Source organism: Anaerococcus obesiensis ph10 (assembly GCF_000311745.1).
Taxonomy (GTDB): Bacteria; Bacillota; Clostridia; order Tissierellales; family Peptoniphilaceae; genus Anaerococcus; species Anaerococcus vaginalis.
In genome coordinates this window covers 30,087-46,339 of record NZ_HE978533.1, presented here as the reverse complement: position 1 = coordinate 46,339, position 16,253 = coordinate 30,087, and the positions used below count along the sequence as shown (strand labels likewise).

The 16,253-nt window shown below is 28.5% G+C and carries 16 protein-coding genes; 12 read left to right on the top strand and 4 right to left on the bottom strand.

The genetic code is table 11. The features are described 5' to 3' along the window. Nucleotides 1-14 precede the first annotated feature (14 nt). The 7 genes from gltX (at nucleotide 15) to HGAG_RS09445 (ending at nucleotide 9,239) form a co-directional block, all read left to right on the top strand. Nucleotides 15-1,496: a glutamate--tRNA ligase gene (gene gltX / locus HGAG_RS09475; RefSeq protein WP_019118915.1), complete on the top strand. Its 1,482-nt coding sequence runs from the start codon at nucleotides 15-17 to the stop codon at nucleotides 1,494-1,496. Nucleotide 1,497: 1 nt separating this feature from the next. Then, the gene (cysS, locus tag HGAG_RS09470; RefSeq protein WP_019118914.1) at nucleotides 1,498-2,916 is read left to right on the top strand and encodes a cysteine--tRNA ligase; all 1,419 of its coding nucleotides are present in this window, start codon (nucleotides 1,498-1,500) and stop codon (nucleotides 2,914-2,916) included. Continuing rightward, nucleotides 2,916-3,629, top strand: a complete 714-nt coding sequence (rlmB, locus tag HGAG_RS09465; RefSeq protein ID WP_019118913.1) for a 23S rRNA (guanosine(2251)-2'-O)-methyltransferase RlmB — start codon at nucleotides 2,916-2,918, stop codon at nucleotides 3,627-3,629. The genes cysS and rlmB overlap by 1 nt, the downstream gene beginning before the upstream one ends. Further along, nucleotides 3,616-4,140 (top strand): NYN domain-containing protein, encoded by a 525-nt coding sequence (locus HGAG_RS09460; protein ID WP_019118912.1) that lies wholly within the window; start codon nucleotides 3,616-3,618, stop codon nucleotides 4,138-4,140. Before rlmB ends, HGAG_RS09460 begins: the two co-directional genes overlap by 14 nt. Nucleotides 4,141-4,229: 89 nt before the next feature. Further along, nucleotides 4,230-5,231 carry a sigma-70 family RNA polymerase sigma factor gene (locus HGAG_RS09455; protein ID WP_004839833.1) on the top strand — a complete coding sequence of 334 codons (1,002 nt, stop codon included), beginning with the start codon at nucleotides 4,230-4,232 and terminating at the stop codon, nucleotides 5,229-5,231. Nucleotides 5,232-5,393: 162 nt separating this feature from the next. Continuing rightward, nucleotides 5,394-5,570, top strand: coding sequence for a hypothetical protein (locus tag HGAG_RS11665; protein ID WP_019118911.1), 177 nt, complete (start codon nucleotides 5,394-5,396; stop codon nucleotides 5,568-5,570). Nucleotides 5,571-6,152: 582 nt separating this feature from the next. Further along, nucleotides 6,153-9,239, top strand: a complete 3,087-nt coding sequence (locus HGAG_RS09445) for a MiiA motif-containing surface protein (protein WP_019118910.1) — start codon at nucleotides 6,153-6,155, stop codon at nucleotides 9,237-9,239. Nucleotides 9,240-9,355: 116 nt separating this feature from the next. Here the strand turns inward: HGAG_RS09445 and HGAG_RS09440 are convergent, their stop codons facing one another. Further along, nucleotides 9,356-10,381: a PTS sugar transporter subunit IIC gene (locus HGAG_RS09440; RefSeq protein ID WP_019118909.1), complete on the bottom strand. Its 1,026-nt coding sequence runs from the start codon at nucleotides 10,379-10,381 to the stop codon at nucleotides 9,356-9,358. Between the two features lie 260 nt (nucleotides 10,382-10,641). On the opposite strand from HGAG_RS09440, the gene HGAG_RS09435 reads away from it, so the two are divergent. The 4 genes from HGAG_RS09435 (at nucleotide 10,642) to HGAG_RS09420 (ending at nucleotide 14,231) form a co-directional block, all read left to right on the top strand. Continuing rightward, entirely contained in the window at nucleotides 10,642-11,502 is an 861-nt protein-coding gene (locus HGAG_RS09435) for a nucleoside hydrolase (RefSeq protein WP_019118908.1), read from the top strand. Next, nucleotides 11,499-12,023, top strand: coding sequence for an FUSC family protein (locus tag HGAG_RS09430; RefSeq protein ID WP_019118907.1), 525 nt, complete (start codon nucleotides 11,499-11,501; stop codon nucleotides 12,021-12,023). Before HGAG_RS09435 ends, HGAG_RS09430 begins: the two co-directional genes overlap by 4 nt. A 101-nt stretch (nucleotides 12,024-12,124) precedes the next feature. Continuing rightward, entirely contained in the window at nucleotides 12,125-13,015 is an 891-nt protein-coding gene (locus tag HGAG_RS09425; RefSeq protein ID WP_019118906.1) for an ABC transporter ATP-binding protein, read from the top strand. Next, entirely contained in the window at nucleotides 13,008-14,231 is a 1,224-nt protein-coding gene (locus HGAG_RS09420; RefSeq protein ID WP_019118905.1) for an ABC transporter permease, read from the top strand. Before HGAG_RS09425 ends, HGAG_RS09420 begins: the two co-directional genes overlap by 8 nt. A gap of 158 nt (nucleotides 14,232-14,389) precedes the next feature. On the opposite strand, the gene HGAG_RS09415 is transcribed toward HGAG_RS09420, so the two are convergent. Genes HGAG_RS09415 through HGAG_RS12215 form a run of 3 tightly spaced genes read right to left on the bottom strand, consistent with a single transcriptional unit; the run spans nucleotide 14,390 to nucleotide 15,387 of the window. Further along, the gene (locus HGAG_RS09415; protein ID WP_019118904.1) at nucleotides 14,390-14,677 is read right to left on the bottom strand and encodes an AraC family ligand binding domain-containing protein; all 288 of its coding nucleotides are present in this window, start codon (nucleotides 14,675-14,677) and stop codon (nucleotides 14,390-14,392) included. A gap of 54 nt (nucleotides 14,678-14,731) precedes the next feature. After that, a complete protein-coding gene (locus HGAG_RS12220; RefSeq protein WP_244263859.1) occupies nucleotides 14,732-15,061 on the bottom strand; it encodes a hypothetical protein in 330 nt (109 codons plus the stop codon). Between the two features lie 5 nt (nucleotides 15,062-15,066). Further along, complete coding sequence (locus HGAG_RS12215; protein ID WP_244263858.1) at nucleotides 15,067-15,387, bottom strand: hypothetical protein; 321 nt, start codon at nucleotides 15,385-15,387, stop codon at nucleotides 15,067-15,069. Between the two features lie 220 nt (nucleotides 15,388-15,607). Here HGAG_RS12215 and HGAG_RS09405 point away from each other — a divergent pair, with 220 nt between their 5' ends. Beyond that, on the top strand, nucleotides 15,608-16,150 hold the full coding sequence (locus tag HGAG_RS09405; RefSeq protein ID WP_019118903.1) for an ECF transporter S component: 543 nt from the start codon (nucleotides 15,608-15,610) through the stop codon (nucleotides 16,148-16,150). The last annotated feature ends 103 nt before the right edge of the window (nucleotides 16,151-16,253 follow it).

The following is a 16,253-nucleotide window of genomic DNA, read 5'->3' as shown; positions in this document are numbered from 1 at the left end:
TTTAAGGAGGACTTATGACAGAAACAAGAGTTAGATTTGCACCATCACCAACGGGTTACCTCCACATCGGTGGACTTAGAACAGCACTTTTTAATTACCTTTATGCAAGACATACTGGTGGAAAAATGCTTTTAAGAATTGAAGATACAGACAGAACCAGATTTGTTGAAGGAGCCTTGGAAAATTTATTGAAGACTTTAAAATGGTCAGGAATTGAAATTGACGAAGGTGTTATGCTTGATGAAAATGGAGAAATTACCGAAAAAGGAAATTGCGGTCCTTATATCCAATCTGATAGGGTTAAGGCTGGAATTTATGATAAATATATTGAAAAATTAATCGAAGAAGGCAAGGCTTATTATTGTTTTTGCTCAAAAGAAAGACTTGACAATTTAAGAGCAAGACAAAAAGCTGATGGTCTTACTCCAAAATATGATGGACTTTGTCGTTCATTAACACTAGAAGAAGCAAAAGAAAAAATTGCTAACGGAGAAAAATATACTGTAAGATTAAAACTTCCAAAAGATACAGATATTTCTTTTGAAGATAGAATTAAGGGAAAAATCACCTTTAATACAAATGATATGGATGACCAAGTTTTAATAAAAGAAGACGGATATCCAACTTATCATTTTGCAGTTATTGTTGACGATCACGAAATGGGAATCACTCACGTTGTAAGAGGGGATGAATGGATTTCTTCAACTCCAAAACACGTATTTTTATACCAAGCTTTTGGATGGGAAGCTCCAGAATATATCCACCTTCCTACAGTTTTAAATAAAGATCACAAAAAATATTCTAAGAGAAATGGAGATGGAATGGTTGAAGATTTCATCGAAAGAGGATATTTACCAGAAGGACTTATAAATTATTTGGCTCTTTTGGGATGGTCACCTGATAGTGAAGAAGAAATTTTTACAATGAAAGAACTTGCTGACCAATTTACTTTTGATAGGGTAAATAAAACCGGAGCAGTTTTTGATGTAAGAAAACTTGATTGGGTTAACGGTCATTATGTAAGGGAAATGAGCGTTGAAGATTTAGCAGCTGCAATTAAACCATATTGTATTGAAGCAGGATTTTTCGGCGAAGATTATCCAGAAGAAAAATTAAATCTTCTTGCAGCAACTTGGCAATCAGCAATTGATAAATTTTCTGACATCAAGGATGAGGCATATGTTTATTATGTAGATGATAAAGATATGAAATGGACTGATGAAGCGGTTGAAGCTATAAAAACTGATGATGCTAAAACTTTATTTGATGCCTTTATTGGAAAACTTGAAGAAGTTGATGAAGTTGACCTAGACTTTGCAAAAACCATAATGAAATCTATCCAAAAAGAAACAGGAATAAAAGGAAAGAATTTATGGTTCCCAGTTAGGGCAGGACTTACAGGAAATGTTCACGGACCAGAACTTGTAAATGCCTTTGTAATTATGGGCAAGGAAAAAATGATCGACAGATTAAATTACGTTAAGGAAAATTTTTAATATGAAAATATATAATACATTCACAAGACAAAAAGAAGATTTCAAGACAATTGATGAAAATAAGGTAAGAATGTATGTATGCGGCCCAACAGTTTATGATTATATGCACATAGGAAACGCCCGTCCTTTGGTAATTTTTGATACAATGAGAAGGTATTTAAGATATCTTGGCAATGACGTAAAATATGTTGTAAATTTTACAGATGTTGACGATAAAATTATAAACAAGGCCATTAAAGATAAAATATCAACTAAGGAAGTTACAGATAAGTATATAAAAGCTTATATGGAAGATGCAAAAGATTTAAATCTTGATGAAGATCAGACCATTCACCCAAAAGCTACAGAAACTATCGATGATATTATAGAATTTGTAAAAGAATTGGTGGATAAGGATTGTGCCTACGAATCTGATGGAGATGTTTATTTTGATATTTCAAAAGCAAAAGATTATGGTCATCTTTCTGGAAAAAATATTGAAGATTTAAGAGAAGGCGCATCAAACAGATTAGATGATAAGGACAAGGGCAAAAAAAGAAATCCTATGGATTTTACCCTATGGAAAGCTACAAAAAAAGAGGGAGAAATCTCTTGGGATTCTCCTTGGGGCAAGGGTAGACCGGGCTGGCATATAGAATGTTCAACCATGAGTAAAAAAATATTGGGAGAAACAATTGACCTTCATGCTGGTGGAGAAGATTTACAATTCCCTCATCACGAAAATGAAATTGCCCAATCAGAAACAAGGTCAGGCAAAAAATTTGCAAATTATTGGATGCACAACGGCATGATCCAAGTTGATGGAACCAAAATGAGCAAGTCTTTGGGAAATTTCTTTACCCTACACGATATTAAAAAAGAATACGACCTTATGGTTGTAAGATTTTGGCTTTTGTCTGCAAGCTATAGACTTCCAATAAATTTCACAAGAGAAATAATAGAGCAAGCAAAAAATTCCCTAGAAAGATTAAACAATGCCAAATTTAGGATGGACGATCTCTTAGAAAAAGCAAGTGGAAATTTAAAAGATGAAGAAAAAGAATTGGTAAGAGAGCTTGATAATTTTGAAAATAATTTTAGAAAAGTTATGGATGATGACCTAAACACTGCAGATGCCCTTACAGTTTTATTTGAAATTTCAAAATTTGCTAATACCAAACTAGATGAAAATTCTTCAAAAGAATTTGTAGAAAAAACTAGAGATTTATTTATAAAACTTGAAGATGTTCTTGGAATAGAAAATAGGAAAAAAACAGATGACTCTCTTGATGAAGATTTGATAAATAAATTAATTGAAGAAAGAAAAGAAGCGAAAAAAGCAAAAGATTTTGCTAAAGCTGACCAAATTCGTGATAAACTTTCTGAAATGGGAATTTTAATCAAAGATACCAGAGAAGGAACCAAGTGGGAGCTTAAATAATGGCAAGTATATATGGAAGAAAATCTGTACTTGAAACCATTGATGCAGGAGAAAATATAAAAAAAGCTCATATTTTAAATAATAAAGGCAAAAATCACAAGCTAATTGATAAAATTATAAATAAATTAGAAGATAAAAATATTCCGATTTTTTATGAAGACAAGGATTATTTTTCAAAAATTTCTGGCAACCACCAAGGTGTTGAAATTGAAGTAGAAGATTACAAATACAAGGACCTTGATGATTTAAAAGATAAAAAAAGATTAATGATTCTAGACCAAATAGAAGATCCTCACAATCTTGGTGCAATAATTAGAAGTGCAGAGGCCTTTGGATTTGATGGAATAATTATTTCAGAAAGAAGATCTGCAAAAGTAAATTCAACAGTTTACAAAACAAGTGCAGGTGCAATCAATAACATTGATATAGCCATGGTTAAGAATATAAATAGGGCCATAAAAGAAATAAAAAAAGAAAATTTTTGGGTTTATGGACTAGCTGGAGAAGCAGAAGGAGATATTACCCAAACAGATCTTACAGGAAAAATTGCCCTAGTTGTTGGCAATGAAGGAAAGGGACTTTCAAGACTTGTAAGAGAAAATTGCGATGGACTAATAAAAATACCAATGCTTGGCAAAATAAATTCATTAAACGCATCGGTAGCAAGTGCAATCGCAATCTATGAAAGTCTAAGACAAAATGGCTTTAACTAAAAAAAATATAACCTATGTTGATGGCTATAACATAATAAATTCTTGGCCTGAATTAATTCATATAAAAGAAAATTCCCTAGAGCTTGCTCGTGAAAAATTAATAGACGAGATGGCAGAATACGCATCCCTTTCAAATGAAAAAGTTATTGTAGTCTTTGATGCCTACAATTCAGACGGTGAAAAAGAAAATATATTTGAAAAACTAGGCATAGAAATAGTCTATACCAAAAAATTTCAAACAGCAGATACCTACATTGAAAAAATGACAAACAAATATGCACGTCGTCACAATGTAAAAGTTGTAACCGACGATGGGCAAATTCAATCACTTGCTTTCGAAAGAGGAGCAAGCAGGATGACTGCCCTTGAGCTTAGGAATGATCTTTTAAATAAGAGGGTAAAAATAAAAAGAAATCAAAAAAAAGATTTCTCAAATAATTTCAAGCAATTTCCCTTATCAGATCAAATAATAAAAAAACTTGATGATATAAAAAAAGACTTGGAAAAATAAATGGTAAAGGTAGATAAATTCAATTTATAAAAATTTAAATCATTTTTATAAGAACTTGGCTGCTTAGGCAGATCAATTATGGTGGTTATATGGATAAAATAGATTTTAATGACGAAGAAGTCTTTGAAAAATTTAAAGATTTTTTCGATGAAGATGATATTGATGAAAAACAAGCCCAAAAAATTTATAAGGGCTTAACAGAAGATGAAAAAGAAGAATTTGAACAGTTTTTGGAAGATGAAGAACTGGAAATAGAAGAGGAAGAAGATAGAAAAAAAATAAAAAATTCTATCGTTGCAAGGCAAAGATCTGACATAATTAGGCTTTCTGATTTAACAAATGAGCAAATTGTAGAACAATTTCAAGAAGGAAATCAAAATGCCCTTGGAGCCTTAGTAGATAAAAACCAAGGTTTAGTCAGAAGCAGGGCTTCATATTTTTATCGCTCACATGGAAACGACCTTGAACTTGAAGATTTAGTCCAATCAGGCATGCTTGGAATGATAAGGGCTGCAGAAAAATTTGATCTAACATTAGGATACAAATTTACAACCTACGCCTACAAGTGGATTGATAAAGCAATAAGAAAAGCAATCAACAAAGAAGGTCATACAATAAGAATACCAGCTGGAAAATATTTAAAATTAAACAAATTAAAACAAATATTAAAAGCAAATCCAGAAGCAAGCGAAGAAGAATTATACAAGATTTTAAAACAAGAAGGAATCGACAAAAAACAAGCCGACGATTTATTTTTGATAAACAGAAATCAAGTAAATTCAACAAGCCTAAACATAAATCTTGACTCAGAAGATTCAACAGGCGATGAGCTGATGGATATGGTAGGAGACGATTCAATTCCAGTAGACGATCAAATCCTAAAAAAAGATATGGAAGATTTCCTAATGAAAGCTTTGGATCAACTTTCAGATAGAGAAAAACAAATAATAATTTATAGATACGGTTTGGATAACGAAAAACCAAAAACCCTAGAAGAAATAGGAACAATTTATAATCTATCCAGAGAAAGAATAAGACAAATAGAAAATCAAGCCCTAGGAAAACTAAAACAATACAGCGATCAAGACTAGCTAAAAATCGTGCCACTGGCACGATTTTTAAATTCACAAAAATAATCTCTAAAAATATTAAATGTTTGAACAAGCTCATAACGGGTAGGTTTCTAATAGGAAGTTGTTACGATAAAATAATTCTGATATTATTTTATAGAAAATAAGGGAGATGACTATTTTATGAAAAATCCTCTAAATGAAACATTAACAGTAATGGGTGGAGTTTTTCTAATAACTTTAATTTTAAACTTGATTTTGGATATTGATTTTTATAACACAAATGCAAGTATAAGTTACTTTACTTTTGCTATTGTATATTTTTGTATAAAAAAGTTTACAGGAAAAAATAGAGATTAATCTACAGTCCATCTCGACTAGATGATTGTGCCTTCATTTAGCACAATCATCCCTAAAACTAAGTGAAAAATCACGAAAAAGTTTGCGAAATAAATGAGTTTTAGTGTGAGTGAAACGAACGCACGGAGAGATCTCATGAGATTTCTCGACTCACTACGTTCGCTCGAAATGGATATTTTTTTAGTTTGTCAACAGTCTGAGAAAGTGCTTGCACTTTCTTTTTTTGAAAATTTTTTAAAAATTCACAAAAAATTCTATTAACAACTTGAAATTTTCTAATAAATAATTTTTATTTATTTTTATTTTTAAAATTTCAAATATTTTTTTCTCCCCAGAGTAAATTTTAGATATATTTATTTAAAAATCAAATTTTGCTTTTGCTATTTAAAAAATCCCTCACATTTCTTACATTTTTATTTCACAAAAAGCTCATATTTACTAACATACACCTATTAAGTTTGCTAAATTAAATCAATAAACTTTCTTGAAAATTTTTTGTTGACACTTTAGAAATATTTTGGTAAGATATGAAAATAATGTATAAAACAAAACTAATACAATATAAAAGATGAGGTATAAATTATGAAAAAACAAAAATTAGCAAAATACGCTATGGTGCTTGCTTTGTCTTCTAGCATTATTTTTTCAAATGGAAAAATGGTAAGAGCTGAAGAAAATCTTAATGTAAATTCTATAAATATGAAAAGTAAGGGAGAAATTGAAAATAAAATTGCTCTTATTAAAAAAGAAATTGCTCAATTAGAAAAGCAATTGGATGAAAAATTAAAAGAAAAAGAAGACTTGCTTAAAGAAAAATCTGAACTTTCTAATAAATTATCCAAGAAAAATGACAAGTTGGCTAAGGAAATTGATGATTTAAAAAATAAAATCAAGGAACTTGAGGATAAAGAAGCTGAAAACCAAAAAATTCTTAAATCTTTTGATGAAAAATTAGCAAAAGCTAATGAGGAAAAAGAAAATTTAAGAAAAGCCCTTGAGAAAAAGGAAAAAGAAATTGAGGATATAAAAAACTTTGATCCAGCAAAGGATAAGAAGGCTCTTGAAGAAAGTATAGAAGAAGATAAGGAAAAAGAAAAAGCTAGTGAAGATAAAAAGAAAAAACTTGAGGAAAGCCTAGAAAAATCTAGTGAAGAATTAGATAAAAAGAAAAAAGCTTATGAGAAAGAAAATGCTCTTTTAGAAAGATATACAGCTGATTTGGCTAAGTATGAACAAGAACTTCCAAAAGCTAAAGAAGAAAGAGAAAAAATTCAAGAAAGTTTAAACAATATAATCGCTAATAAGACAAGCCTTATACAAGAAATCACTGATTTGAAAGCAAAAGAAAAGAAAAATGAAGTAGATAAAAAAGGGTTTGAGGATCAATTAAAGGTTGTTAATGCTAGTTATGAATTGAAAAAGGCTGAATTGCAAAAATTGATAGATAAATATCCAGATTATGATACTGATTTGGATAAAAACATTGAAAATAAAGAAAAAGAAATTAAAAAAATTGAAGATGAAATGTCTACTCTTGAAAAAAAAGTAAAAGAATTAGAGGAAGAAAAGACAAGAAATTCTGCAACTATCGCTGAAAAAGGCAAGGAAGTAGCAGACTTTGATAATAAAATTTCAGGCGAACAAGCAAAAATCGAAGAAAATAAAAGAAATATTCAAAATTTGAATACACATATTGAAAGGACAAAAGAAGCTAAACAAAACTATGAAGAGGCTAAAAAAGCTGGTAATCCTCCTCAAGGTGTTATTCCTAATTTTGATGAAATAATTGAAAATTCAAAAAAACAAATTCAAGAAAAAGAACAAGAAAACACAAATATACAAAATAAGATTGCTGAACTTTCAAATAAGAAAGAACAAGCTAAAAAAGATGCAATAGACTTAGCTAAGAAAAATCAAGAACTTGATAAACAAATACAAGAAATAAAAACAAATATTAAGGCTAAAAAAGCTCAAATAGCACCAATTCAAAAAGAAAAAGAAGAATTAGAAAAAAAATTAAATAATAAAACACCACAAGATGTAATTGATGAAATTGAGAAATTAAAAAAAGATATAAAAGAACTTGAAAATAAAAAAATTGGTGGAGAAAGTGCATTAAATATTATAAAACAAGTAAAAGAAAAACTTGGAAAAGAAATTTCAGAAAAACAAGAAAAGCTTAAAGATTATGAAAATTTAGAGGCTAAAAAAGCTGAGCTTGACAAAAAAATTGAGCGTTTAGAAAAAGAGATTGAAGATATAAAGAAAATCAAGCCAGAAACTGAAAAAAATGTCAATGAGCTTAAAGCAGCAAAAGAAGAACAAGAAAAACTTGTTGAAAAAGCTAAAGAAGAAGTAGATGCTGAAAAAGAAAATCTTAAAAATATTCAAAATAGCATTGAAGAAAAACAAAATAAATTAAAGGCTATAGACAACAAAGACCAAGCGATTAAAGCACTTGAAGAAGAAAAAGCAAAAATTCAAGAAAAAATTGACGCAAATAAGAAAGAAATAGAAGAATTAGAAAAAGAAAAAAATGCTAGCAAGGCTTTAAGTGAAAAGACAGCAAATGAGATAAAAACTCTTAAAGAAAAACTTTTGAAATTAGAAGAAGAACAAAAGGCTGAAGATGAAAAAGAAAAAGAGTTAAGAGAAAAAATAAAAGAAATAGATGAAAAAATTAAGGGACTAGATTTGGAAATAAAAAATCTAAGACTTGAAATTAATAAGAAAAGACAAATGCTAGCTGCTTTAGAACAAAAACCAATTGCTGATACAATTGACCCAATTCTTCCAAAAAATAAAATAAAAGTTAAAAATTTAGAAAAATTAACAGAAAAAGAAAAAGAGGAAATCAAAAATAAAATAAAAGACATAAACAAAAATAATTTCCCAGAAAATACACAAGTAGAAGTGGATGAAAAAGGAAATGTAAGTGTAACATATCCAGATAAATCAAAGGATATGATTGAATCAGGAAAATTAGTTTTCCAAGAATCAAAAGGTGCTGCAACAGAAATTGAAAAACCAGAAATGCCAATTTCTGAAATAATTAATCCACTACTTCCAAAAAATAAAATAAAAGTTAATAATTTAGAAAAATTAACAGAAAAAGAAAAAGAGGAAATTAAAAATAAAATAAAAGACATAAACAAAAATAATTTCCCAAAAAATACACAAGTAGAAGTAGATGAAAAAGGAAATGTAACAATAACATATCCAGATAATTCTAAGGATACAATTAATGCTAGCGATTTGGTTGAGAAAATGGCACAAGCACAAAATAATAAAACAGATGCTCAAAATAATCCAGCAGTAATTCCGGCTAAGACTTTGGTTAAAGATAAAAATAATTTGACTGATAAGGAAAAAGCAGAAATTGCTAGTAAGGTTAAAAAATCAAATCCAAAGGCTATCAACATTGAAGTGACAAAAAATGGTAGTGTAACAATAACATATCCAGATGGTTCAAAAAATATGATTGATGGCTCTAAGCTTGTAAGTGAAAAAGCTAAAGAAATCACATCAAATTCTAAAAAAGCAAAACTTACACCAGCTAATAATAAATCAAAAAATGTTAAAACTGGAGTAGGTTCATCAGCAAGTATTTTGACAATCTTGGCAGGTTCTGTAGGCGGCCTATTTGTTTCTAAAAAAAGAAAAAAATAAATAAATTCAATTTAATAGATGAAAACTTGGATAAGAATTTAAAAAATTACAAATAAAAATGGACTGTGCATTGCATAGTCCATTTTTAAATTTAAAATATTTTTATTAAATAAATTTTATTTGGAGAAATCCAACTTCATATCTCCATCTTTTATCCAGCCGATTTTTTTTATGAAATAATAAATTATTAAGGAAACTATGGCTGGAAGGATTATATGCATTATTATTATTATTGTAAATAATAATTTTAAAAATGGGACATGGCTCATTGCTGTGAAAGTTGAAATTTGTCCTACCAAACCGCATGTTCCCATGCCGGCTCCTATTGGAGAATTTTCTAGTTTAAAAATTATTGTTGAAAAAGGTCCTAGTATTGCTGAGGCAAGTGTTGGCGGAATTAAAATTTTTGGATTTCTCATTATATTTGGCATTTGGAGCATACTTGTTCCAAGTCCTTGAGCAATTAAGCCTTGGGTTTTATTTTCTTTAAATGAAATTACTGCAAAGCCTATCATTTGACAACAGCAACCAATTGTCGCAGCTCCTGCCGCAAGTCCTGAAAGACTTATGGTCATACAAAGAGCAGCCGATGAAATTGGAAGAGTCAAAACAATTCCTACAATTACTGAAACAATAATCCCCATTATAAAAGGCTTTTGTCTTGTTGCATCCATTATAATTATTCCGATTTTTGTCATGAGCGTTTGGATAAAAGGCCCTACTAAATTTGCAATCATTACTCCAACTAAAACTGTCACAACTGGAGTTAAAACTATGTCGATTTTTGTTTCTTTTGAAATTATTTTTGCAATTTCTACGGAGATTAATGTTGCGATAAAAACTCCCATTGGACCTCCCAATTTATTTGCAGAAAGTCCTACAATTGTTGATGAAAATAAAATTAATCTGTCAGCGTTTAAAGCGTAGGCGATTGATACGGCGATTGCAGGTCCTGTGGCTTCTTGGGCAAGGGGCCAAATTGTTTCTGACAAAAATTTAATGTCAAAAGATTTGCCGATTGTGTTTAAAATTGTTCCAACCAAAAGAGTTGCAAAAAGTCCGAAAGCCATTGAGCCTAGAGCATCAATAAAATAAACTTTTGCCGATAAACTTATTCCTTTTCTTTTTAAAAATTCTTTCATTTTTTCCTCCTAATCATTAAAAACTATTTTATTATATAAATTATTATTTGTAAATATTCACAAAAATCGGTCATCTTCTTATATTTATTTAATTAATTTGTATTTTGTCAAACAACTATATATTTTGAAAATAAAATTAAAAACCAAGAAGTTTTAATTGATTGTAAAAATTAAAAATATATTCTTTATATTTTTGCTTATAAAATTTGATAGAAAATTCAATTAATATTGGTATAATTTTTAAAAAAAGGAAGTGAATTATGGAAAAAGAAAAACCATTTATTTATATAGATACAAATTTTACTTTATCAGAAATTTTGATGCTTAAAATGGCATTTAATTCTAATGAATTTGAAATTGTTGGAATTTCTTCTGTAAGCTCTTTTATGGATTCAAAATTTGCCGCAAAAAATATTCTTTCTATGGCAAATATGGAAGATTTAATTTTGCCAATTTGTGAGGGCTCATCTTCTAATTTGAAAAATCAAGAAATTTTGATTAGGGGAGAAAATTCTCTAATTTTTGACAAGAAAAAAGATTATTTATCTGATGCAAGTCCTGAAGATTTTTTATATGATTTGGCAAAAGATTGTGGAAGGCTTGATATTATTGCGACAGGTCCTCTTACAAATATAGCAAAAGCAATAATAAAATATGATGATTTTGTTTCATACATTGACCATATTTTTATTTTGGGTTCAAATTTTTCTTCTGGAGATATTACAAAAAATTCAGAATTTAATTTTTTTACCGATCCAAAGGCTACAAATATTGTTTTGAAAGAAGATATTGAAACTTTTATTTTGCCAATAGATATTTCGAATTCATTGACCTTGCCTGATGAAATTTTGAAAAAATCAACTTCTGATCCTGTTTTTGAAAATATCAAAAATCTTTATAAATTTTATCCAAAAAATGAAAGAGAAATAAAGGCAGGGATTTTGCTTTATATGGTTTTGAAACCACAAGCATTTATTTTTGAAGAAAAAGCTATCAAGGTAAATGAAGATTTTGATAGGGGAAGTATTGTTGAAATTAATTCAAAAAATAAAAAATATATAGCAAACAGGGTAAATGAAGATACATTTTTTGATTTTTTATTTGATAGGCTTGGATTATGAAATTAAAAAAACCGGGACAAAGAATTTTCAAAACAGCTTTGGCTGTATTTTTATCTTTTACATTTTCGCATTTTAGATCGGCAAATGCCTTGCCATTTTATTCTGCCATAGCTGCTATAATTTGTACAAAAAATGACGTAAACGGCTCAATTGATATTGGATTAAATAGGATTTTGGGAACTTGCATTGGAGGATTTGTTGGATTTTTATATCTTTTATTTGTTAGGAAAAATTTTACAAATGACATAGGAAATTATTTTTTGATTTCTATAATAATGGCATTTTTAATTTGGATTTTATCATCAATGGATAAGCCAAATGCAATTTCTATTATGTGCATTGTTTTTGCATCTGTTTCAATAAATCATTATGGAGAAAATTTTGGAGCTATAAATTTTGCCCTAAATAGAACTTTGGATACTTTGGTAGGAGTTGTAATTGCAATTTTGGTAAATTCTCTTGATTTTGAAATTTTAAAATATATTAAATACAAAAATAATAAAGGTGATGTTGAAGAATAATAATTATTCATAATTTTTCAACAGCACCTTTTTTTAATTTACTTTTCTATGATAAAATAATAATGGATACGTTTTAGTATCTAAAAAATTAAGGAGTACGTATGTTAAAAGTAGAAAGATTAAGTAAAAGTTTTGGAGATCTTCTTGCTTTAAATAATCTTGATTTTGAAGTGAAAGATGGAGAACTTTTTGGAGTTATAGGACAAAATGGCGCTGGGAAGTCAACACTTTTTAGGTGTATAATGAACTTTTATTCAAAATATGATGGCAAGATTACTTATAATGGCAAAAAATTTTCTAAAGTTCCTTTGGAAAAAATTGGATTTTTGCCAGAAGAAAGATCTCTTGATTCAAAAAGAAAAGTAGAAGATCAAATAAGATATTTTGCAAAATTAAATAAAATGAATAATATTTCTGATGAAAAATTGAAAGAATGGTTTGAATATTTTGAAATTGATGGAAAATTATCATCAAAAATCAAGGAGCTTTCAAAAGGAAACCAACAAAAAGTTCAACTTCTTTGTGCTTTAATTTATAAACCAGAATTTGTAATTTTGGATGAGCCTTTTTCTGGTCTTGATCCATACAACATCAGACTTTTGGAAAAAATAATCAAAGATGTAAATAAAGAAGGAACGACAATTATGTTTTCATCTCACAATATGGAAAATGTGGAAAGTCTTTGCAAAAAATTGATAATGCTTAAAAAAGGAAATATTGTTTTGAATGGTTCGCCTCAAGAAATTAGAAATTCTTACGAAAGAAATAAAATTGTAGTCGAATCAAGCGAAGATTTATTTTTCTTAAACGATGAAAATATAGAAATGATTAGCCAAGATGGTAATAAGTGGACTTTTATTTTGAAAAATGAAGATTACGCAAAAGTTATTTTCAAAAAAATTGTAGATAATATTGGATTTGTTCCATATTTTGACCAATCGCCTCCTACATTAAATGAAATTTTTGCAAGAAAGGTGGAAGAAAATGAATAGATTTATGACTGTATCAGTTGATACTTTAAAAAAACACCTTAAATCGCCTACTTTTTGGGTTATGGTTCTTATGCCTTTTATTATGGCTGTAGTTATTGGAATAATTTCCTACATTTCTTACTCAACCAAAACTCCAGACACAATTGCAGTTGTAACGGAAGAAAAATACAAGAAAAATTTCCGTAATAATCCTATGGTAGATTTTGAATTTAAAGAAAAAAATGAGGCGAAAAAAGCTCTTGATAACAAAGATATTTCAGCCTACCTTGAAGTGAAAAACAAAGACGGACTTTTAAATTTTGATTATTATGGAGATACAACAGCAAGAACTCCTATGCTTGTAATAAATTCTTTGGCAGAGGATATGCAAAGAAAAGAAAATTTGAAAAATTCTAATATTGACGCCAAGCAAAATGCAATAATTAGCCAAAAACCAGAAGTAAATCTTCACGAAATAAAAGATAATTTAAAAAATCCAGGAAATATGCTAGCCCTATTTGCTACAATTTTTGTAATGTATTTTGTTTTAATTTTTTATTCACAAATAATAATGCAAGATATTGCAGTTGAAAAAGGCACAAAAATGCTAGAATTTATTTTCTCATCAGTAAAAGCTGGCACTTATATGGCTGGAAAAATTTTTGGAACAATTCTTGCTATGCTAGTTCATTTTGGAATTTATTTAGCCTTGGGACTTGTTGGATTTGCCATAATTAAATTTACAGGATTTTACGAAAAAATAAAAACTATGCTAGGATTTAATATTTCTGAAATTTTTGAAGGAATAAATTATAAATTAGTTGGAGAAATAGTTTTATTTATGGTTTTGGGATTGATTTTATATATAATCCTTTCAGCTATGCTTGGTTCTTTGGTACAAAAGCAAGAAGATGCAGGCAAAATGGCAACGCCAATTATGCTAATAATTATGTTTTGCTATTTTATTTCCACATCATTTGTAGGAAGTGAGCCAAATAATTTTATAAAAATTTTATCCTACATCCCATTCTTGTCAACATTTTTTATGCCAATGAGATTGATCTACGAAAACGCAAGCCTTTTACAAGGAATGATTTCCTTAGTAATTTTGTTAGGCGGAATAGTTCTAATGTATATAATCGCAGCAAGAGTTTACAAGAAAAATATCCTAAATTATTCAACAAATAAATTGTTTGGAAGAGAAAAAAAGTTAAAAATTAAAAAGAAAAACAAATAAAAAAGTGGATGTTGCAAAGTGTGAATTACTATCGTCTTACAATCATAATTTTTTAAGTTTCGTGTTGAGTTTAATGGCCAATTGTTACGAAACTTTATGAGAATTCCCTATGATTATTTTGAAACGATTAATCATTTTGCAACATCCTTTTTTTATTTTTAAATTTTTGCTTTTATAACCATCAAATCACTATCTTCAATTGCCTTTAAAGAGTGCATTTCATTAGGTTTCATAGTTATTATATTACCTGGCACTATAATCTCACTTTTATTTTCTCCAGTGAAATTAACCTTGCCCTTATAAATTACAACCACTACGTTTTTATCTGACTTATGGCTTGGAATTTCCTCACCTTGTTTGATTTGTAGGTGGGTGATTTGTAGTTTGTCTTCGTCTATCAAATGTTCAAATTTGCCATCTAAAATATTTGCACTTAATTTTTTCATATAGCCTCCTTATTATTTTTCCAAGATATACTTATCCATTTTGTATAATATTTTTTATTTTTTGTAAATTCTATAATTAATTCCACAAACAAGGTCAACTGCGTAGGGAGAATTTTCAAAATATCCTTTTAAAAATTCGTACCTATATTCATGATATGGAGAAATTTCTTCTTTTAATTCAAAACCATTTTTATTAATTTCAAAAGCTTCGTGGTGGTCGTGGCTGTGGCCTCCTTCGCAAGTGTTTGAAAGAGAATCTTCTGGATTTATAAAATCTTTGAAATATTTTTCGTGAGTATTTACATTTGTAATTAAAAATAAATCTCCATTTTCATCAATTGTTGCAGAAAGTCCGTTGTCACATGGCATTCCATCAAGAATCATGGCATTTAAATCCTTAAAAATTTCATTATAATCAGAAAATTTTTTTCCAACTGCTTGTTTTTTCCAAAATCAAATAATTTTTCCTTGGCATTTTTGCTATTTTTAATTGCAAAAGCAAGTCTATTTTCTACAACATCAATTTTTGAATCAAGCCAGCCGTGAATATTTTCTTGGTCTATTAAATTTTCCAAATTATCAGTTGAAACTGGTTTAATTTTTTCGTCAATTTCTTTTGTATTGCCATCTAAAAGAAAATTTGTAATTTTATCTTGAAATTTTATTTTTTCATACATCATATAATGTATTGGTCCTAAAAATTCGCTCATCTATAACTCCTTTTTGTTTTTAATTTATTATATAAAAAATTCAAATTAATTTCTGTAACTCATGTTACATTTTTAATTTTATAGAAAAAAATTGCATTTTAAATTTGAAAATGGATATTTATAAAATATTTTATAGAAAAATGATATATTTACACATTTTCCTTTGTATTATATAATTAGTTTGTGATAGAAAAACGTAGAAATAAAAATAGGAGGACTCATGATTAAATTATCTACAAAAAAACTTACATATACAGGTCTTTTTATAGCCTTGGTATTTATTTTTTCAGCATTTTTTCAAATACCACTCAAAACGCCAATGGGAGATACAAGATTTCATTTAGGAAATGCCTTTTGTCTTTTGGGAGGAATAATTTTAGGACCAGGACTTGGAGGACTTGCAGCAGGAGTTGGTTCTGCAATTTTTGATTTAACAAATCCACTTTATTTTGCATCAGCACCATTTACATTTATAAATAAATTTATGATGGGCTTTGTGGCAGGTTTGATTTTTCACAAAACAAAAATAAAAAATGAAAAAGCAAAAGCAGCTCTTGCAGGATTTTTTGGACAAATAACCTATATTATTCTTTATTTGTTATACACTTTTATAAAAAATAAAGTTGCTATGGGATTGTCATTTGAAGCAAATATGGTAGAAGTTGTACAAAAACTTGGAGTTTCTTCAATAAATGGAGTTATTTCTGTAATAATTACTGCTATTTTTGCAATGGCACTTTTAAAAAGAGTGAAAATGGACTAGAAATAGTCCTTTTTTAAATGCAGATTTTTTTATTTTTTAAGCTTAATGTTTTTCTATGATTTACTAAATTACAATTAATTTTTAATACTTCGTTACTAAGGGG